The sequence below is a fragment of the Pseudomonas sp. NUPR-001 genome (assembly GCF_052147955.1).
Taxonomy (GTDB): domain Bacteria; phylum Pseudomonadota; class Gammaproteobacteria; order Pseudomonadales; family Pseudomonadaceae; genus Aquipseudomonas.
Genome location: NZ_CP197353.1, coordinates 3,665,637 through 3,686,057 on the forward strand (window position 1 = coordinate 3,665,637; position 20,421 = coordinate 3,686,057).

Annotated in this window: 15 protein-coding genes; 8 read left to right on the forward strand and 7 right to left on the reverse strand. The window is 58.8% G+C overall.

The features are described 5' to 3' along the window. The first annotated feature begins 14 nt into the window (after positions 1 to 14). The 6 genes from ACP6KB_RS16425 to ACP6KB_RS16450 are packed head-to-tail and all read left to right on the forward strand — an operon-like array spanning position 15 to position 5,422. Positions 15 to 2,501 (forward strand): outer membrane usher protein, encoded by a 2,487-nt coding sequence (locus ACP6KB_RS16425; RefSeq protein WP_442108143.1) that lies wholly within the window; start codon positions 15 to 17, stop codon positions 2,499 to 2,501. Between the two features lie 22 nt (positions 2,502 to 2,523). Further along, positions 2,524 to 3,282, forward strand: a complete 759-nt coding sequence (locus ACP6KB_RS16430) for a fimbria/pilus periplasmic chaperone (RefSeq protein ID WP_442108145.1) — start codon at positions 2,524 to 2,526, stop codon at positions 3,280 to 3,282. A gap of 32 nt (positions 3,283 to 3,314) precedes the next feature. After that, positions 3,315 to 3,887, forward strand: a complete 573-nt coding sequence (locus ACP6KB_RS16435) for a fimbrial protein (protein ID WP_442108147.1) — start codon at positions 3,315 to 3,317, stop codon at positions 3,885 to 3,887. 10 nt (positions 3,888 to 3,897) lie between these two features. Then, positions 3,898 to 4,380 carry a fimbrial protein gene (locus tag ACP6KB_RS16440; protein WP_442108149.1) on the forward strand — a complete coding sequence of 161 codons (483 nt, stop codon included), beginning with the start codon at positions 3,898 to 3,900 and terminating at the stop codon, positions 4,378 to 4,380. Then, positions 4,377 to 4,880: a fimbrial protein gene (locus ACP6KB_RS16445; protein ID WP_442108151.1), complete on the forward strand. Its 504-nt coding sequence runs from the start codon at positions 4,377 to 4,379 to the stop codon at positions 4,878 to 4,880. The genes ACP6KB_RS16440 and ACP6KB_RS16445 overlap by 4 nt, the downstream gene beginning before the upstream one ends. Before the next feature lie 8 nt (positions 4,881 to 4,888). Continuing rightward, entirely contained in the window at positions 4,889 to 5,422 is a 534-nt protein-coding gene (locus tag ACP6KB_RS16450; RefSeq protein ID WP_442108153.1) for a fimbrial protein, read from the forward strand. A 151-nt stretch (positions 5,423 to 5,573) separates the two neighbouring features. Here the strand turns inward: ACP6KB_RS16450 and ACP6KB_RS16455 are convergent, their stop codons facing one another. Next, on the reverse strand, positions 5,574 to 6,212 hold the full coding sequence (locus ACP6KB_RS16455; protein ID WP_442108155.1) for an MrpH family fimbial adhesin: 639 nt from the start codon (positions 6,210 to 6,212) through the stop codon (positions 5,574 to 5,576). Positions 6,213 to 6,931: 719 nt separating this feature from the next. On the opposite strand from ACP6KB_RS16455, the gene ACP6KB_RS16460 reads away from it, so the two are divergent. Both ACP6KB_RS16460 and ACP6KB_RS16465 read left to right on the forward strand, forming a co-directional pair. Further along, positions 6,932 to 7,237 carry a hypothetical protein gene (locus tag ACP6KB_RS16460; RefSeq protein WP_442108157.1) on the forward strand — a complete coding sequence of 102 codons (306 nt, stop codon included), beginning with the start codon at positions 6,932 to 6,934 and terminating at the stop codon, positions 7,235 to 7,237. A gap of 511 nt (positions 7,238 to 7,748) precedes the next feature. After that, positions 7,749 to 8,474 (forward strand): DUF4377 domain-containing protein, encoded by a 726-nt coding sequence (locus ACP6KB_RS16465; protein WP_442108159.1) that lies wholly within the window; start codon positions 7,749 to 7,751, stop codon positions 8,472 to 8,474. 117 nt (positions 8,475 to 8,591) lie between these two features. Here the strand turns inward: ACP6KB_RS16465 and ACP6KB_RS16470 are convergent, their stop codons facing one another. From ACP6KB_RS16470 to ACP6KB_RS16495, 6 genes are all read right to left on the reverse strand, one after another. Next, complete coding sequence (locus tag ACP6KB_RS16470; RefSeq protein ID WP_442108161.1) at positions 8,592 to 9,182, reverse strand: hypothetical protein; 591 nt, start codon at positions 9,180 to 9,182, stop codon at positions 8,592 to 8,594. Between the two features lie 605 nt (positions 9,183 to 9,787). Beyond that, positions 9,788 to 11,014, reverse strand: a complete 1,227-nt coding sequence (locus ACP6KB_RS16475; protein WP_442114326.1) for an SGNH/GDSL hydrolase family protein — start codon at positions 11,012 to 11,014, stop codon at positions 9,788 to 9,790. A 69-nt stretch (positions 11,015 to 11,083) separates the two neighbouring features. Then, positions 11,084 to 13,282, reverse strand: coding sequence for a hypothetical protein (locus ACP6KB_RS16480; protein ID WP_442108163.1), 2,199 nt, complete (start codon positions 13,280 to 13,282; stop codon positions 11,084 to 11,086). Between the two features lie 620 nt (positions 13,283 to 13,902). Next, positions 13,903 to 16,458 (reverse strand): hypothetical protein, encoded by a 2,556-nt coding sequence (locus ACP6KB_RS16485; protein WP_442108165.1) that lies wholly within the window; start codon positions 16,456 to 16,458, stop codon positions 13,903 to 13,905. Beyond that, positions 16,458 to 18,386: a hypothetical protein gene (locus ACP6KB_RS16490; RefSeq protein ID WP_442108167.1), complete on the reverse strand. Its 1,929-nt coding sequence runs from the start codon at positions 18,384 to 18,386 to the stop codon at positions 16,458 to 16,460. Before ACP6KB_RS16490 ends, ACP6KB_RS16485 begins: the two co-directional genes overlap by 1 nt. Next, positions 18,383 to 20,419: a hypothetical protein gene (locus ACP6KB_RS16495; protein WP_442108169.1), complete on the reverse strand. Its 2,037-nt coding sequence runs from the start codon at positions 20,417 to 20,419 to the stop codon at positions 18,383 to 18,385. The genes ACP6KB_RS16490 and ACP6KB_RS16495 overlap by 4 nt, the downstream gene beginning before the upstream one ends. Positions 20,420 to 20,421 lie beyond the last annotated feature (2 nt).

Here is a 20,421-nt window from a genome sequence, read left to right on the forward strand (position 1 = left end):
AAGGACTTAGTCACGTGGATCACCGTAAGGTACTTGCCACCACGGCACTGTGCTGTGCCGCGTCGTGCGCAAGTGCAGCCGAAGAATTCCAATTCAACACCGATGTACTCGACCTCAAGGATCGCGAGAACCTTGATCTTGGGGTGTTTGCTTCGGCTAACTTCATCATGCCCGGCCAATACAGCCTGTTGGTGCACGTGAACCGCGACACGTTGACGGAGTTTACCGTCGACTATCTGCCAGCCGAAAACGATCCGAAAAGCAGCACTGCCTGTCTTTCACCGGCATTGGTAAATGAACTGGGCCTGAAAGAACACGTCATCAAGTCGCTGACCTGGTGGCACGATGGCGCCTGCCTGGACCTTGTCAGCGTTCCCGGCATGCAGGCCCGCGGCAACCTGAGCAATTCGGCGCTGTACGTGAGCATTCCCCAGGACCAGCTGGAATACACCGCGGCAAACTGGGACCCACCTTCTCGTTGGGATGAAGGTATTTCCGGGGTGTTGTTCGATTACAGCCTCAATGCCCAGACCACTGAGCACAAACGGGGCAAGGGTCGCAGCGACAACCTCAGCGGTAACGGTACCGCCGGGATCAACCTGGGTGCCTGGCGCTTGCGCGGCGACTGGCAGACCCAGATGCAACGCAGTGCCGACCAGCCATCACACAACGAGTTCGCCTGGAGCCGCTTCTACGCGCTGCGCGCCGTGCCGTCGCTACGCTCGAACCTGATCGTCGGTGAAGATTATCTGGACTCCAACCTGTTCGGCAGTTTTCGCTACACCGGCGTCAATCTGAGCAGCAACGACAATATGCTCCCCCCCAACCTCAGGGGCTATGCCCCCGAAGTCAGCGGTGTGGCGCGGACCAACGCACGGGTGGTCATTCGCCAACAAGGCCGGGTGCTCTATGACACTCAGGTACCGCCAGGCGCTTTTCGTATCCAGGACCTCAACGATGCAGTCTCCGGCCAGCTTGACGTTCGCATCGAAGAACAGGACGGCAGCGTCCAGGAATTCCAGATGGACACCGCCAGCATCCCCTACCTCACCCGTCCGGGCACGGTGCGTTACAAGTTGGCCACTGGTAAACCTTCCGACTGGGAGCATGAGCTCGATGGCCCGGCGTTCGCCACAGGAGAGTTTTCCTGGGGTGTGAGCAACGGCTGGTCGCTGTATGGCGGTAGCCTGGGCGCCAAGGACTACAGCTCCCTGGCCGTGGGCGTGGGCCGCGACCTGATGGCGTTCGGTGCGCTGTCGGTCGACGTCACCCAGTCACGCGCGACGCTGCCTGAGCGCGACACCTTGAGCGGCAAGTCTTACCGTGCCAGCTATTCCAAGCGCTTCGACGAATACGACAGCCAGATCACCTTCGCCGGCTACCGGTTTTCCGAGGAGAATTACCTGAGCATGAACGAGTTCCTCGAAGCCCGGCGTGGCAGCCAGCCGTTGAACCAGAGCAAGGAGCTGTACACCGCGACGCTGAGTAAACAGTTTCGCGATTCAGCGCTCAGCGTGTACTTCAACTACAACCACCAGACTTACTGGAACAGCCAGGCGAGCGATCGCTACAGCCTGTCATTGTCGCGGTATTTCGATGTCGGTGGCCTGAAGAACCTCAGCCTGTCGCTGACCGCGTACCAGAACAAGGGCAACGGCACCTCCGATGACGGCGCCTATCTATCGCTGAACATTCCCTGGGACAGCACGAGCTCGTTCAGCTACAGCTCGTCGGTCAACCGCGGCGACACCTCCCATAGCCTGAGTTACTACGACCGTATCGATGAGCGTAACCACTACATGCTCAGCGCCGGCAAATCCTCCAGCGGCGCAATCGCCAGCGGCTTCCTGTCCCATGACGGGGATCAGGCCCAGGTGGTGGCCAGCGCCAGCTACCAGGCCGGTGAGTACAGCTCGGCCGGGCTGTCCGTGCAAGGTGGCGCCACCCTCACGGGCCAAGGCGCGGCCCTGCACCGCAGCAACGTCATGGGCGGCACCCGACTGCTGGTCGATACCCAGGGCGTTGCCGACGTTCCGGTACGTGGCAACGGCGGGATCACCCGAACCAACCGTTTCGGCAAGGCGGTGGTTACCGACGTCAACAGCTACTACCGCAACCAGGCCAACATCGTGCTGGACGATCTGGCCGACGATGTCGAAGCCACCCAGTCCATTACCCAGGCGACCCTGACCGAGGGCGCAATTGGCTACCGCCGTTTCGATGTAATCGCCGGCCACAAGGCCATGGTCATCATTCGCATGGCCAACCACCACGCGCCGCCCTTTGGCGCCAGCGCCCAGAACAATCGCGGCCAGGAAACCGGGATTGTCGGCGAAGAAGGATCGACTTACCTAAGCGGCATGAAGCCGGGCGAAACCATGTCGCTGCATTGGGACGGCAGCGCGCGCTGCCATTTCACCCTGCCCAATCAGGTGGTATCGCCCGATCGACAACTGGAGCTGCTGTGCCAACCCGCCGGCGCCGCAGACGACTCCGCCTAATCTATTTGCACCAGGTACCCCTATGAACACCAGCTTCAAACGCAACGCCCTGACTCTGCTCGCCCTGTTCAGCACGTGCGCCACGCAAACCAGCCTGGCCGCGGTGTCACTGGACCGCACACGGGTAATTTTTACCGGTAGCGAGAAATCAGTGAGCCTTAACGTCAGCAACCAGAACGCCCAGTTGCCCTACCTGGCACAGGCCTGGATCGAGAACGAGCAGGCCGAGAAAATCACCAGCCCGCTGGCGGTGGTGCCCCCTATCCAGCGCCTGGAAGCCGGGGCCAACAGCCAGGTGAAAATCCAGGGGCTGCCTGAGCTGGGTCTGCTGCCCCAAGACCGCGAATCGCTGTTCTATTTCAACCTGCGCGAGATTCCGCCCCGCAGTGATCAACCCAACACCTTGCAAATTGCCCTGCAAACGCGGGTGAAGCTGTTCTATCGGCCTGCATCGATCGCCCCGAAAACCGGTTTCAACGAAGCCCCCTGGCAAGAAAAGCTGACCCTGAGCCGTCAGAACGACCGCTATCTGGTGAACAACCCGACGCCCTACTACATCACCTTGATCGATGCCACACCCAACCTCAAGGCCGCCAGTGCCACCGGTTTCACACCGCTGATGATCGCCCCAAAGGGCCAGCTCGACCTTGGCGTAAGCAGCAAGGCACTGGGCGACACGCCGGTGCTCACCTATGTCAACGACTACGGTGGTCGCCCGCAACTGCAGTTCAGCTGCACTGCAGGCAACTGCACCGCCAGCCCCGTCGCCAGCAAACGCTGACACCCGCAAACCTATTCCAGCGAGGGCACACCATGAAGCCTGGACTCCGTATCTGTCTTGCTGCCTGGCTCTGCAGTGCTAGCGTGTTGACCCACGCCGTCGACAGTACTGTGCAGTCAGCCGAATTCCAGGTCACCGGCACCTTACTAGAAAGCGCCTGCTACCTGGACCCCAGCTCCGCCTATCAGGCCTTGTCGCTGGGTGACTTGAGTACCGCCCGCCTGGTGCACCTCGGTGATCAGGGCACGCCTGTGGCCCTGCACCTCAAACTGCGGGGTTGTATACGCAGCAATGGCGGCCGCCAGGATGAACAGCACGGCACCCTGGTCTGGAGCGCCATCGAACCGGTGGCGGCGCTGGCCTTCAGGGCCGTTGCCGATGCCGATACGCCCGAGCTGATCAAGGTGATGGGCGCCGAAGGGTTCGGCCTGCGCCTGCTCGATGTGCAGGGCAATGACGTACGTTTGGGCCGTATCGCCCCGGCGTGGTTCGTCACGCCTGGTAACAACCAACTGACCTATTACATTCGCCCCGAACGCACAGCAGCCCCTTTGCGCCCAGGCGCCTTCCACGCCAGCCTCAATGTGAATCTGGTGTATGACTGAGACTTGCACAATGACTGTTGCACGTACTGCACTGCTGGCAATGTTGCTTGCTGGTGCATCTTCGAACGAAGCCGCCGAGCCGCATGTATTGACGATCGAAGGGGTCGTCTATGCCGCGATACCCTGCGTGATCAACAGAAACGCGCCCATTAGCGCTCCCTTTGGCGATGTGCAGACCGCCCGCATCGATGGCGCTTACAAAACCATCACCCTGGAATACACGCTCGATTGCAGCCGCGCGGCGACCAATGAACTGAGGATGCAGGTGCGCGGCAATGCAGCTTTCGATCCGCAGCTGCTGGTGGTGCGCGGTTATGACAACCTCGGCATCGCCCTGAAAAAAGACGGTGCACCGCTTGCACTCAATACCTGGGCTGACTTCGACACCCGCAAACAGCCCATGCTGCAAGCTGTCCTGGTCAAACGCGAGAACAGTGAGGTTCAAGCTGGCAGCTTAAATGCCAGCGCAACCCTGGTGGTGGACGTACGATGAACGTTTTTAACAACACATTGGCAGCACTGTCGATCACCGCCCTGTCACTGCCGTGTGTGGGCGCCGACAACCTGCAGTTCACGGGCAACCTGCTGGCATCACCAGGCTGCACCGTCAGCGACAAGGGTCGGCGTATTGACGTGCGCTTTGAGCGCAATATCGCCGTCAACCGCATCGATGGCGAGCGCTACCGCCAAGCGATTCCCTACCAGATCGAGTGCCCGGGGGCAGCTGGTGCTGGCACCACCTGGCATATGCGCCTGACCCTCAAGGGCGCCGAAACCCATTTCGAACCTGCTGCGCTGGAGACCTCGGTGAATGACCTGGGCATCAAGGTACTGCTCGGTGGTACAGCACTGATTCCCAATCAGCCCAGAGAGATCGATGTCAACGCATCGACACCGCCGGTACTGGAAGCTGTACCGGTGAAGCTTGCCGGTGCGGCATTGCCCAGCACCGACTTTACCGCTTCGGCGCTACTGATGGCCGAACTCTACTAGGAGTATCTATGGGCAAGTACACCTTGACCCTGAGCGCCTTGATCACCGCTGGCCTGTGGTTGCCGGCGGCACAGGCAGCAGAAGACAACCTCTACTTTTCCGGCACCCTGGTGAATGAGCCTTGCGTGCTGGATGAGAGAGATCAGTCGATCAAACTGGACTTCGAACGCGTGATAAACAAGGAGCTTTACCTCAACGGCAGAACCAAGGGCCGCCCAATCGAGGTGCGCTTGAACAACTGTGACCTGGACGTCGGCAAGCACATGGTCAGCATCACCTTCAGCGGTAACGAAAGCAGCGAACCACCGGGGCTGCTAGTGCTGCAAAGCGCCACCGTGCAAGGGCTAATGGTTGGGCTGGAGACGGCCAGCGGAACGGCCTTGCCGTTGAACAAGTCCCACGCCCTGGGCGAAATGACCAGTGGCTACAACGTGCTCAACTTCAATGCCTATCTGCAAGGCAATGCCGAGGTACTCGCCAATCGCACCCTCGGAGAGGGCGAATTTGACGCCTCCCTGACCTTTGCCTTGAGTTACGAGTGAACGTGCTGTCGATCGACTAAAAGTCGCTGCCAGGGGTGGCTGGCCAAGAACGGCCGCAGTGCCAGCGCAGGTAAAACCCTTCGATGCGCCAAGTCTGTACGAAAACTGTGGGAGCGGCGGTGCGGCTCCCACAAAACTTTTCGTACAAAGCCTAAGGAGGAGAGATTGTCACCACAGTAGATCCGGAGAATGCACCTGGCTCAACGGTTCCCTTGGTGTACAGCGTAGATTTGATGGTCACTGGGGTAGGCAATCCATCGTTTACGTTGACTGAAACCCCAATTGCCGCAGATTTATCTCCGATGGTGAGTTTGGAGTACAAGCTTCCGTCCGCCCTGAGATTAATACCCGCGAAACTCTCTCTGCCTGCGGAGACGATCACTTTAGTTGTACCCGTGCACGTTAGCTGAAGCGTGGCGCCGGCTTCATTGCCATCAATGGCTGCATCACTGACATTGCGATGATTGATTGTCGTGTCTCCAGCGACTTCGCATTTCAGAACGGGTTTTATAACAGGGGCACAGGGGCCAACAGGAACTACCATACCTCCCATCCCAGGATAACTGTACCCTTGAGCAAAGGTGATACAGAACCTATTGCTGACCGTTGTGTACTTGGGAACAAACAAGCTACCTTCGAAAGGGATTGAAAAGCCCTTCATTTGTCTGAGCACCTCCGACATGGAAGAGCTTGGCTTTACTGGCCAAAAATACTTACTATCCACCATATACGCAGGGTCACCAGGGCTTTGCGCCCCAGCTATTCTCAGGTTACATGTGGTGGCCGTCATATCATCACAGACCTTGACGCCGTTTAGCCCCCAATTAGTAACCGTAAAGTAATAGCGAATGCCGTCCGACTCATAGACACTTCGAGTAGACTTGATGGAAATGGCGTGCGCAACATTAGTTACTAAGCAGAGAAGAAACAAAAGTACTGCGCGGTTGGTTCTATACCTGTTCAACACATTCAGTCCTGCTAACACAATTGAGCAGGAATGGTATGCGACGAATAGCACTTATTACCTAGGAATCTACCGTAGCGACTGTAGGAATTTTCCTAAACCGCCAGATACTCTCCTGAAGCCCTGCGGGGTCGAAGGAAAACCTGAGGCAGTGTCCAGGACTAGCAGACCGGAATCGAATCGGCGCAAACGGATTTTCAATCCGAATCGAATTCTATGCCTATACAAAACAGAAGCTCGCAAAGAGTATCGTCACGCTTAAAATTATCGCGAAGCACAGGAAATTTCGCTCGCCGCCCCATCAAAGTACAAAGCGAAACTTATCCACCCTACCAAACAAGAAATAAATTGTGACAAAGACCCCTTGAAATATCCTAAACACCAAGAAACCAACATTTACTGACCCAAAACCAGCCACTTTGCTTTTTATAGCTGGATGGAAACCCAGTTCATTAAAATCCCACCCAATGCTAACGTATGCTTTCGCATTGCTCAGCAAAAGAAAAAACATGAGCAAATTTGTTAGTTGAATAAAGGATTAACGAATGACTATCGAGCGAGAGATTTTCTCAGCCCTTATCGCGCAGAACGCATTTCAAGGTGAAAAACCGAGCGTATTAAGCTACGCCCAGCTAGCCGTCGACAAGGGGTTCAGAGCGCTTTCGTCAAAGCAACAGGCGGTGGTAAGCCCCTTCCTGCAAAAAAAATGCGAGGGTATGAAAAAACCAAATGAAAAACATAACAACTGCCAAAACATCATAGGTGGTCGTGAACTGGTTACAGCCCTTGAAAAATCCGAGCAATATAAAGGATGGCGCTGCGAGAGCTGCCGAAGTGCATCTGAAAAATAACAAAGCTATTTAAAGAGAGCAGCAACCCAAACACCTGTAAAAACCAGAAAGAACACTATTGCTCTCACCCCTCCTGAACGTTATTGCAGCAGGCCACCATCGGCCTGCTTGCAGGTGGTTGTTTTAACCCCCATCAAATCGCCGCCCGCTTGTCACACACTTTCACCCATCCAGGTGGCTAGCGGCCTGCTGTGTAAAATTTTGCAACACTCCAGGGGCACCCGATCTATGAAACCGAATGAGGCCGATGCTGTCCGATTGCCATCGGTAAACGGCAGAGGTCGCATGACTCGGCCAACGAGCTCGGCATGATCCACGTAATGGAACACTCCTGAAGCGGCCTCGATACCCCGGTTTACTGGCGCGTGCATCCTGTCTTCATAGGATGTCGCCCTATTTATCAAGGCTGAAAGAGCGAAATATGAAACAGAACATTCTCCTCGTTGCCGTCTGTGCTGCCCTGCTCCAGGCCTGCACCCCGGCTTCCACTTCCAATGAAGGATCGCCTTCCATGCCTGCCATTGCTACGTCTGCCGTAGCCCAGACTGAGCTATCGGCCTACAACTGGAACCTGGTATCGGCCAACGATGCATCGGGCAGCCCCATCGCCGCTCTGGCCAACGGCATCGAGCGCAAGCTGCGCTTGAGCTTCGTCGACCAGAACCTGAATATCAGCGGTGGCTGCAACCGCCAGTTCGGCGGCTACAGCTATCAGGACGGCGTATTGAAAGTGCAGCCACTGGCCTCGACCTTGATGGCCTGCGACAAGCGCCTGATGGATCTGGATGCTCAGGTCGGGCGCCTCCTCAAGGGAGACCTTCGCACCACCATCACCAGCGATACCCCGGAGCCAATGCTCCATCTGATCACCCAAGACGGCTCAGTGCTGAAGTTCCAGGGCGAAGCCACCCCGGAGACGCGCTACGGCAGCAAAGGCGAGATCAAGTTCCTGGAAGTGGCCGCCAAGAAGGTCAAATGCGGTCATCCGCTGATCCCAAACTACCAGTGTCTGCAAGTGCGCGAGCGCCGTTATGACGACGCCGGCCTGCAACTGCCGACCACGGATGCCTGGCATTCCCTGTACCAGTCCATCGACGGCTACGAGCACCAAGACGGCGTGCGCACCGTGCTGAGAGTGAAGCAGTACGAATGGAAGAACCCACCCGCCGACGCCTCGTCGCAAGTCTATGTCCTGGACCTGGTGGTCGAGCAGGACGCGTCGGCCAAGAGCAAGTAACCGCAGTTCAAGGCAGGCCGGCACCTACCGTCCTGCCACACAACAGCTTCAACGACGACATTCCCGTTCGCACCGCTACATCACTTGGCCGGCTGGTAAACCCAGCCCGAGCCTGGCTCAGCGCTTCGCTGCGCGCTGGTACACGCCGTTGAAGCGCACGTTCATGCCGCCGCATTCGGCGTTGTCGGACACGACCAGAGCATCGCCCAACCAATGCACTTCCATGTGGCAAATGTCGTCGCGGAAGGTAATGGTGGCATCCTTCGGTGCGGCCGAGGCCTCGATCTCGCCCAGGTGCGTGGAAGGCCAATCTGCAGGATTGGCAGACGGCCAGTAGGCATTACCCTGAACATACAGCTGGTCGCCACGCGCGCGGATGCGCAGGTTGTTGTCGCCGTTGTGCCAATCGCCAGCCCAGTCCTTCAGCGTTGGTGTTGCCAACGGCAGCGGCTGTAGGTGGGTCTTGTCGACCCAGCCCGCACTGCCGCCCCCCTTGTTCGGGAAAAACGCACAACGGTAGCGACCTAGGTCGCGGCCAGTTAGCACCGTATCGCCGCTGATCACGTAACTGCGCTTGCGGCAGATAGGTTCACCCTTTGCCGGGCAGCCATCCATATCGCCGAGTAGAAACAAGCGCGGTGTACCGACCACCTTGGCCAAGGCGAAATCGCTTTGTTCGGAAGGGAATGCACCGTTGCGGCAGGACATCGGGTCGACCATTTCGCTGGCAGTCGCAGCCGTGGAAAGCAGTGTAGAGAGCAGGAGAAGTGACCGCAGAAGTGTTGCTGAGCCCCCAGATTCGCCGCCCGCTTCTCCGGCGGCGCGTCGCCACCGTCGTGGTTGTCGCTGTACTGCAGGGCACAACGCTGCGGTAAGGCTCTGGAGCAAGGCATCCAGCCGTGTGTGCAGTGACTCGATGGTTTGGCAAGTAGAGTGCACGTTATGGGAGTCCATGGTGTTTGCTGCCTCGTAACGTCAGTTGATGGCAGCACGACCTCGTGAGAAGTGGTCAGCCCAACATCATGGGTACGAACGTGGCATGTGGAATGTGCCGAAAACTCGGACAACAGGATCGGCGTATTAAAGGCTGAAACTTCGGAACTCTACCCTAAAAGTTTCGGAACTCCTGCTTTTTCCAGCCTATAACGAAAAACCCCGCAGACCGTAATCTGCGGGGCTTTCAATAATGGAGGCCGAGGTCGGAATCGAACCGGCGTAGACGGATTTGCAATCCGTTCGCCGACCCAATGTTTTGGCTGGCTACAGCTTCAACCCCACGGAAACACTCGAATTTCCTTCATTTCCGTTCATGGCTATTCATAACCATTTGGGACATCCGGTGTCCCAGGATTGTCCCTCGCTGGCGTTGGTGTTGATGCCCATACACCCTCTAGTTCTCTCGCGTTGAAAGGCAGATTCTGGACAAGAGATCCGTCCAGTGGGTGAAGCAGGTTCTGACCAATAACGGGGCCCAGGCTGGCCCCTATTACCTCGGCCACCCAGCGGTGACCAGCAATATTCGGGTGAGAAGGATCCCACCACATGCCCAGTTCGTTGATGAGTCGGTCAGCAGTCACTGGTTGGCCATTGGCCGAGAGTTTTGCAGGTAGGTTGATGTAAGTTCCTCCAGTCTCGGCAGCAAGCCTTCTGAGCTCCTGTCTCGTCCGGCTGCTTTCAGGAGTTGTCCAGCAGAAATCAGGAACAACCACTCGCACGTCGTTAGCCTTGGCGCTTGTTATGAGCCACCTGATTCTCTGTCGAAACCGTCCAAAGTACTGATCGTCACTGTCCGCATGCTTCTGATCATTATGTCCAAGCGCCATAATCAGCACGGATGACTCAGCCACAACCTGGTTGATCGTGTTAAGACTGACGTTCACTAGAGCGCGACCGGATTGCGAGTAGTTGCTGACTACTGGTCCGACTCTGAAGCCAAGGTATTCAAGCCCCACCAGATCAACAGGGCTGACATCCATTGCCTCCAGGTAAATTGTTCGAGTTGGACCGGACGAAACTCCGAGGCTGAACTGCTTACTCTTCCACTCAAGCGGCCCATTTGTTTCAACCTCGCCAACGACTTTGCCATCTGCATAGACGCGAAGCTTTCCACCAATGGGGCTTTGAATCCAATGGATCTGAGCTACCGGGTAATCCTTCGGTATGGTGATGGATATGCCAGCCCCTTTAGATTGGGATCTGGTTGAGTAGCCTGAAGGCGATGCAGAGGAACTTATTGAGTCGGCAGGATTGGTAACCCATTCCCCAGCCCATCGGAGGCTGGCAATGTCTGTGGTGAGTCTGTCCCCATCCCCAACAGAAGTAAGCGGCACAAACCCGTAACCACCAGTTGGGCTGATTCGAGCTTGGAGCACTCTCACCCACAGATTTTTTCGCGAATCGATTGCGAACGCTCCATGGCTGATTGAGTCTCCGAAGAAACTCACGCTCCTCTGCGCGAGCGGCATGCTCACAGAGCCAATGGAATCTGCCCAGGCGGGCGACCAGAGAATCAGAAGGGTTAAAACTAAAATCCTTTTCATGGCGTCCACGGCTACTACGATCAGCGCAAATATCTCATAGCATCCACGATGCAGTCCATGAAAGCCCCGTCAAAGGGTCCCTGGCGCAATGGGTGAAGCGAAGCTGAAGATCTGGTCATTAACGAAGGCGGTGTACACATTAAGAGTCAGAGCACCGCCAGAAGTGATCGAGTACCCGCTGATTACCGCCCCGGTATCGTTCCGCATGTACCCGACACCATTTGTCCCTTGTGCAAGATTTAGCTCTGATTTCGCATTGAACGCTGCTGTGAGATTGTACGCTCCAACTGGGAATGCACCAGACGGCGCGTTTTCTACGAATAACTTAACGCTAACCTCGTTTCCATTGCGCTTATACGCGGATGACAACGACGCAGAGACCAAGTTACCGTTCTCGACGCCTGTGGCCCCTAGCAGTGGAAGAGGCATCCAGAAATCGTGCAGACGCATGGCGTCACGTTTGCTGGTGCAGGAAAGACCCATTGCGCGAGCTATGGTCTCGGCAATCCACTTGTGACCGTCCTTGTTCGGGTGGCTACCATCAGTCCACATTTTCAGGACGTCGATCAGGTAAGTGGTAGAGATCGGGACATCGCCCGAGAAGATCATCTTCGGCAGGTTGATGTAAATCCCGCCTGTTTCCTTGGCCAGGCGCTGCAGTTCAGCCCGCGCCCGGCTGTTCTCTGGTGCGGTCCAGCAGAAATCTGGTACCACAACCTTCACGTTGTATTGCTTGGCGTACTGGATGTGCCAGTTGATCACTTGTACGAAGGCAGCAAAATAGGTGTTATCCGAATCCGCTGACCCTTGGTCGTTATGACCTAGTGCAAACACATAGGTCGAAGATTCGGCCATCAGCTTGCCGATGATGTACTCGCTCATATAGCGAGCGCGGCGACCGGACTGGGAGTAGTTGTTGAATACCGGTGCGCCGCCTGGCGAGTTGTAGGCTGGACCGATGATATCGACGATCCCGGCAACGGTCTGCTCAACAACAATTGTCACGCTACCGTAGCCAGCGTCGGCCAGGTTGAACGTAGACACAGCATGAGCAAGCGAACCGTTGGCGTTGACGGTGGCCACCAGCACACCGTTAACGGTGATTGTGAATGTGCCGCCGCCTGGCTGCTGAAGGTAGTGGATCTCGCCCAGATTCTGAAAGAACGGAACGCCGAACGTCATGGTTCCGCCTACACCAGGAGAACGAAGAGCAGAACCGATTGGAGAATACGACGCCTCGACAGTGGTTACGTCGATTCCGCCCCAAGAGCCACTAAACGAAACGTTGTGAATCTCGGTTGACGTAGTTGGCCCAGGGGAGCCAAGCGTTGCCCAGTTGGCAAACCCGTAGTTCGAGGCAAGAAGGTCAGCGTTGACCATGCGATGGAAGACTCGAACCCAGGCGTGCATAAAGATGTTCAGGGCGAACGCACCATGACTGATCGAGTCACCCGCCACTGTCACGTTCTTGGCTATAGCAGACGCGCTGTTGCTGATGATGGCGGGCTTGTTGGTAGTGAGCTTGAGCGTATCAATCTGCCCCTGAAGCGACAGCGTGGTTGCGTCTAGCTCTGCATCGATCGCCTTTACCTTCCCGCCGATAGTGTTAGGTGCATATGCGTTGGCATCGCCATAACCAATAAGGCCTGCACCGCTGGTGACGGATCCGACACCCGACATGTCTTGTACTGTACGGGTGATGCCATCGGGCCCGACATAAAGGACATTGGACGCCAGGTTGATTGGACCGGTACCGGCGCCGATCAAGGTACCAACGTAAACCTCCATGTGCTGCTTGGTTACAGCGTCCTGTTGCTCAGAAGGATTGGCGACATTGGCAATTCGGCGCCCCTCGGCGTCGTAGTAGTTCTTTCCAACAGGTCGCAGCAAAGCCCTTTTTAGGATGGAAAAGCTCTGCTGAATCAGCATGGTAAGGCGATCAAAAACCGTCTCGTGCGTCTCCGCCAGGAATCGACCCTGATTTCGCAGATCTGTTGGTTGGACCGGACTCATCACCCTCGAAATAGTTAGCGACGCGCCAGGCGTGGCCAGGAAGCCTGATGCGTAGGATGACGTGAGTGTGCCTCCGCTCTGGCTTCCGGCGCCCACCAGCGTGTATTGGGTGCCCAGTACCAGTGTTTCCGAGGTGCCGTCCTGTTTCACCAGCACGGCTTGAATGTCGGAGTCGTTCAGGAACCGGTACGGTATCGAGAACGCCGGGCCGCCGGATACGTACGTTTCAACGCTGTCAGTGGTCGATACAGTCAATTTTCTGTGCTCCAGAAATGCAAAAGCCCCGCACATAGCGGGGCTCTCTTGGGTCGATCAGTTGAGTTAGGTAAACTGCATCTACGTCTTCCTCATGGAGCTATGCATGGGGTGGGAACAAAAACCCCCGACACGTTGCGAGCGTCCGGGGGTTTTGATTTTTTGCCATTCAATGTGTACAAACCCTGTTCAGGTGACAGGGAGAGTCGCCTTGGCCAAGCACACTATTTCGAGACGGTCGTTAATCGCTTTGCCATTGCTGCTATTGGCGGGTCCAGCATTGGCACGCGGCCGAGGTGGGGGCGGTCGATCTGGCGGTCGAAGCTTTGGAGGACGGGGCGGCCGTAATGGGTTCGGATCAATCGGCGCCTGGCTTGTCTTGCTGATACCGGTGGCAATTTTTGCCATCTATCTGCTTAGAAGCGAGAAGCCATCTCCCAAACCAGTGGTTCCACCCAAAGAGACTTGGGATGCGGCAGGCCTGTGTTTGCTCTGTGGGAGCCGCATGATTCGCCGCGTCGCCAGTCGGGGAAAGCACAAGGGGAATCCGTTCTACGGCTGCGCCAACTATCCCCGCTGCAAAGGCATACGCCTCAACCTTCCAGTCAAAGACCATCCACCTACTTCCCAGTAGCCGCACCAAGGTCTGGCGCCCTGGCCGGTGCCGACTCTCCAGGCTCCCACCAGTAGCTTTGCCCGAACTCTCGCTGCGCTCGGCGCTGCATGCGGTTCAGGTACCCAGGCGAGAAGTACTCCTGCAGCTGGTGGAAGATCATGTGATCGGTGGCAGCCTTGGTGTACCAAAGGTTCGCGCCGGGCAGGTGCCCTTTGCCCAACTGGATCAGGCGGGCACCGATGATGTCAGGATCGCGCTCGCCCAAAGCAGCGTCGGCAGTAACCCCTCGCAGATTCAGCAGCGTCTCGACGTCGCCGGCCAACGGGCCACCAATCGCTGCAAGCGCAGAAGTACCGCCCTGAGTGGTGTTCGAGAACAGGAAGTCTCCGTACAGCGACAGCGCGCCGCCCTTGAGCATTGAGGCTAGGCCGAAGCGCAGACCCGGAACGCCGCCCAGCTCATCGTCCAGCATGTTCTTGGGATCACGGCCCGAGGCAATTTCATTGACCTGGGTGGCTATTGCGCCCAGCACCGTGGCCGTGGCGAACAGCGCAGCGGCATATCCCGCCTTGCCCCACCCGGTCTGCTGGGCCATGGCGCGCCGCCAGTGCTTCGAAATCATCGAGATCGGGAACGACTTGAACTGCCAGAAGCTGCGGGCGAACTCGCCCATCCATGTGCCGCGCTGGTTGTTACCGTGCATGAAGGCACGTTCGCGGGCGCCTGGCGCTGGGATTGCCATGTTGGTTTCGTCCAGCACCATCCCCAGCAGTCGGGTGGCAGCCTGCTCCCGCAAGCGAGTAGGCGAAACCCCCGCCTGCTTCGCCAGTGGTGTCAGGTCGGCATCTGCAATGCGGTAGATGCTGCCCGGGGTCAGCACCTGGTCGCCGGCGCCGCGCCAGTCTTCCGGCTGGGCCAGGCGCCATACTGACCAATCTTGATCAGTGATGCCGCGCTGCAGCATCAGCTTGCGGTCGCCCTCTTCCAGCGACTTGAGGGAGTCGAACCGGCGCGTAAGGTCGCCGGTAACGTCCATCATGGTGGCGCCGAAGGCCCGGCGGTTGCCTGCGTCGATGGCGTTCATGCCGGAGAGCTGCATTACCTTGGTGGCGGCAGCTTGCGACCACTTGGCAGCGCGGCCTGCTATCTCGGCATCGGTGCCAAGCCCTTCCTCCCCCCAGCGCGCCAGGCTGCCGATCAATTGATCGATGCCAAGGCCGGCGCGCATGGCCAGGCGCCGGTGGCTGGCGTTGGCCGGGTTGAGCATGCGCAGCTCGTTGCCCAGCACCTTCATTACGGGCATGCCGTTCATCTTGGCTACCAGCGCCAGTGTGCCCTGGTCGCTGAGGCCGGTGATCACCGCCGAACCCAGCTTGCCCGCCACGTTGGTGGCGCGGTAGGTGTCGAAGGCGTTGGCCAGCGCGGCCGATGCCGGTGGCTCCCGAGTACCGGCCACCTCGGTATAGAGCTGCTCCAGGCGCTTCACGCGCTTATCGATCTTGGTCTTTGCCTCGGGCTTGGCCTGAGTCATCTGCTTGGCGGCCGTCTCGGTGTGGTACCGCATGGCGTGGTTGGGGTTTGGCCCCATTGCCTCGATCAGCGCGATGTCACGGGCGGCTCGGTCGATGTGCCCGAACATCAGGTCCATCAGGCCTTTGTCACCGTACTTGGCCTGAGCCGCCAGGTAGGCGTCGGCATCGCGGTAATGGATCTGGCGCGACTCGCTACCACGGTTGGCGCGGGCGCCGTTGCCCATGGCCCGCCCCGGTTCCAGCTTGTTCACACCACCGGTGGCCACCGTCTCCCAGGCGTTGGTGAAGAAGTCAACCAGCTCGGCGTCGTTCATCCTGGTGCCATCGGCCTTGAAGTACTTCGATCGGTTCGCCCACTGGATGTGATCTGCAATCCACGCGTCCTTGTTCCTGGCCACCTTCATTTGGCTGTGGCTGCGCGGGATAGCCCAGTCATCGAGGTAACCCACATCCCCACCGGCCCGGTTGAAGCGCTCGCGCAGGCGGTTGGCCACATCGGCGAACTGCTTGGCCCCTACCTTGGCCTCGGGCACACCACTGTCCTGGCCGTGCAGCTCCTGCACCAGGGCGCGGGCTTTGGCCTCGTCAGCGAACAAGCCAAGGAACTTGCCACGCGTCATCTCAATGGCGTCGAGCATGGTGGACATGGCCTCATCGCGGATGGCTCGGCTGGCCGATTCGACCGACATGATGCCGGGGTAGTCCGAGGCGAAGGCCAGTAGACGGTCCAGACCTTTGAGGGGATCGCCCGGGAACTGCGCCATAACGTTCTGCACGCGATCGTGCGCGAGGATGGTCAACGCAACCCGCTGTTTCTTCTTGGCGGCCTCAGCCTGCAGTTCCTTGGCTGCGGCGCTGGCGGCCTCAGTCAGCCGGTCGGACGCGGTCTTGGTCTGCCAAGTGGCTGGGTCGGATTGCGCCAACTGGCGCATATTGCGACTGATGCGGGCCTCAATGTCCTTGATCTGGTCTTGAGTGAGTGCACGGCCAATTGCCTGCTGTACCGCTTGGATGCATTGCTGCTTCATCAGTTACCGAACCTCAGCGCGCACAGCGCGGCAGCAAGGAAGCCTTTGGAATCGTTGGCAGCCTGAGCGATCTCTGCATCAGCCTCGGCCAGGAGCTCGCGGGCAGAGACGGTGACGGGCGTGCCGTCCTCGTTGATGGCACCGGTCGGCACCTGCAGGTCTCGTTCTCCTGCGGCTACCGCGTCTAGCAGCGCCGGCAACGCTGGGTCGATACCGGCAACCGCATCTGCACCCTGGGTGACAGCTGTTACGGATTCAGCCGCTGGTGTTTCAGGGCCTGCGGGAGCGGCGCCAGCAGATTCGCCCTGCCCTTGCACCTCTGGGGCCCGGAGTTTCGGGGCTGCGGCTGTGGGAGCGGCATCAGCCTCTGGCGTGCGAGGCGCTGCCGGTGCTGCTGGCTCCTCTATCAGCTGGCCGCTCTCGCGCAGCATGCGCTGGATGTCCTCGACCGCCAGACGGTTCATGGCCATGCCGTGGTCCGGCGCCACGCTGCTGGCCAGAGCGGAGCGTTTGAAGGCGCTGCCGATCTGCTCGGCGCGCTGGTCAACCTGCGATTGCAGGCGTGCTGGGGTTTCACCGCGATCCATAGCCGCCAGCTCAGACCGTGCACGTTCGGCGGCGCGGTTGCCTTCCAACTGCTGGTTCAGCTCATCGATGCGCGCCTGAGTGGACGACCGCTGCTCATCAATGGCCTGCCGCTGCTGAGCAATGCTTTCCCGGGCCGCGCGCTCGGCCTGCTTGCGGCTCATGCGCTGCTGCTGAAACTCCTTGGCCGCCAGGCGATAGGTGTTGCCGGCGGCCTCATGCGCCTGGTCCAGTTCGTCCAGGTTACGCCGCAGACCAGTCACCTCGGCACGGATGTCGCGGATATTGGGCAGTCCTGTCGCCGCAACCGGCTCAAGGTCGGCACGGGCTTGAGCAAATACCTCTTGCTGCGCCTGGTCGCGCACCACTGCTTTCTCTGGACCAACGCGGTTAGAGCGGATGAAAGCGGTATCGTCCATGAGCCCGGTGACGTTGACCGGCTCGCCTCGGCTCATCTGCTCGAGCGCCACATCGAGGGCATTCTGGTGTGCAGCGCTTGACCGAGCGTTGACCGGTGTACCAGGTGCCGTGCCGTGCTGGGCATGCAGCCCATTGTTTCCGGCCAGCGCGGCGTCGACAGTTTCAGGCGATGCTGATGGAGCGCCCGACATTGCCCGGCCCAGCCCCCAGAACGCGCCACCGAGCAGGCCGTCGATCGCCATGGCCTGGGCATCCAGAGCCCGGTACTGCTGGGCCTGCTGGGTGTAGCCGTTGCTCTCCAGCACCTGGCCAACCCCGCCGCGCGCGACAGCGCCGAGCGCAACGTTGGCGCCGGCAGTTGCGGCAAGGTCTGCAACTGGCTGGGCCAGTAGGCGCGCTGCTGGCAGGAATGCTCCAGCTGCCAGGGTGGTGCCCTCGATCGCACCAGCAAGCGCTGCGGTCTTCGGGTCTACGCCCTCACCTCGCAGCTCACTGAAACGTTGCTCGCCCATGGACAGGCCTACGCCGCCAGCAGCAACCGGCAGGCCGCCAGAAGCAGCGCCGAACGCGAATCTAGTACCAACGTCGCCCAAGCCGAACATTATCTGTGCGGCTGTACCGTTGGTTTGGGCATCCGGGCGCAGGCGCTCCGTCACCGACAGGCGTTGCTGGCCGATGGCGTTGCGTCGGGCGATCTCTTCCTCGTCGGTTGGCACGTCGAAAAGGATGGCTTGGTCTGGGTCGTTGCCGTACTGGGCGGCCTGCAGGGCCAACTGGATGGCGCCCTGAGCGATACCGCTGAATAGGGCGGTACCAGAGCCATCCCAGAACTTCGGCTCTGGCGGGGTCAAGGCAGGATTGGCCAGTGCATCCTGCTCCAGGGCCAGTTGATCGTTGAACGCGAGGTCGGTGACAAAGCTCACTGGCCACCCCCATTCACGTTGATCATCAGCGGTTTTCCATCGGCACCGTACTTGTACTGGTTACCCTGCATGACGTAGTAGACGCCGTCACGGGCCTGGCGCAGGGTCAGCGCGCTGGCCGTTGCCAGATCCTGATCGCTCATGCCCTGGGCCTTCATCGTCTGAACCAGCGCTTGCTGAGCGGCGTTCTTGAAGGTGTCGGAGGGCATCCCCCATGGCGCGAGAGTTTTCGTGCCGTTGTAGTCAACAACCTCGCCAACGGTCGCCTTGATGGCTTTATCCATCAGGCTGTTATTGAGCTTGCCTGAGACATCTCCTGCCTCGGCTGCTGCGCCGGTGTAGTATGACTTCACGGCCTGCGCTGCCAGGCCGTACGACTGCGGCTGTCCTGCGAAAACAGTCCCAAGCTTGTTGTTCAAAGCAGTTTCGAAGTCACCTTGCTCAGGAATCGGAAACTTGGCCGTCCCATCTTGCCCCTTCTGGGACTTGGACTTGTTCAAGATCGACTCGCCCAGAGCCAAGGTTTTTGCCACGTCACCGCTACTTACCACGTCGTCAGGACGGAACCAGTGGGTGCCTGTGGTCAAAGATCGCTGCTTACCAGCCAGCACGCCGGTAAGAGCTCGCACAGGCGAATCTGGCGCGATCTGCTGCATCGCGCCGACGTAGGCCTGATCATCGCCCATTGCGGCGTGCAGTTTGCCGAACAGCTGCGACTGCTGGTCGGGGCTCATGTTCTCCAGTTGAGCCGATATGGTCTTTGCTTCCTGTGGAAGCAGCGGCTTCAGCGCTACAGTTGGCCCGAATTGCTTCCGCATGCCCTGGATAGCTGTGACTCGATCCGACAACATCTCTGCAAGGTTTTCAGAGTTGAGGTCCAGAGGTGCAATGTCTGCGCCCAGGCGCTGCTGGTAGTAGTCGAGTGGGGCCTCGGCCATCATCTTCGCGTTTGCATCAATGGCACGGCCCAACCGGGCGAGATTGTTGGCCTGCGCGACAGTTCCCCCATTATTCTGTAGGTCGGCCTGAAGCTTTCCAAAGTACGCGGCCTGCTGATCGATTGGCTGGCGTAGCACCTGTTGGGTGGCCACCTCCTGCTTGCGCAGGCCGTTGAATTCAGCAGCAGCTGGCGTTCCTCTTACCTGGTTCGCCCAGTTCGACCACATATCGTCTGTTGCAGGGGTGCCGCTGGCGATTTGAGCGTTGATCTTGCCCAGCACCCTATCCCCACGGGCTTCTGCGCGCAGTTGGGCCATCTCGGCCCTTTGCTGTAGGCGCTCGACCTTGCCGTCGATGGAACTTCCAATTTGAGTCAGATCATCGGCCGTCAGGTATTGTTGGTACTGCTTGAGCGCGGCCTGCGCCTTGTAAGGGTCTTGGGCCGCCTGCCGGCGCAGAATGTCGGTGTACATGCTGCTACTGGCCTTCTGGCGGTTCGCGGCAAGAAGCTCTGGAGACCAACCGTTTCGCTGGCCCTGCAGATCAAGGATACCGTCGATCTTCATCCGCGCTTGGTCGATGGCAGCCGGGTCGTTGAACTTCAGCGCAGCATCGTTCTGCGCAGTGGCAATGGCGCCTGCGTCGACACCATCCTTGTAAACCTGCTGCTGTTGGAATTCATGCGAAGACCAGCGGCTTTCGAGCTGGCTGCGCTGGTTGGCCAGGATGCGGCCGGCGATCTGGCGCTGTTTTGGCGTGCTCGCATTATCCAAAACGCCCTGGGCGTAAGCATCCCAGTCCTTCAAGCGGTTCTGCGTGATACCCAAGGCGTTGACGCCCTTCTGGGCCATAACCCCTGTTTCAGGGGCGAACGTGAAAGCGTTGGCCTGCTGAGTCGCCTTGCTGTCGGTGTCGATGGCAAAGGTCTGCTCGGCCTCCTGAACCTCGCGCTGGTGCACGGCGTTCAAATCACCGGCAAGACTCGATAGGCCACGCGCCAAGCCTGATGCATCGACTGATGCCTGGGCAACTCGCGGAGCACCAGTGACCTCTGGCCCCACACGGCGCTGGTACTGCGGAATGCGTGCGGCCATGC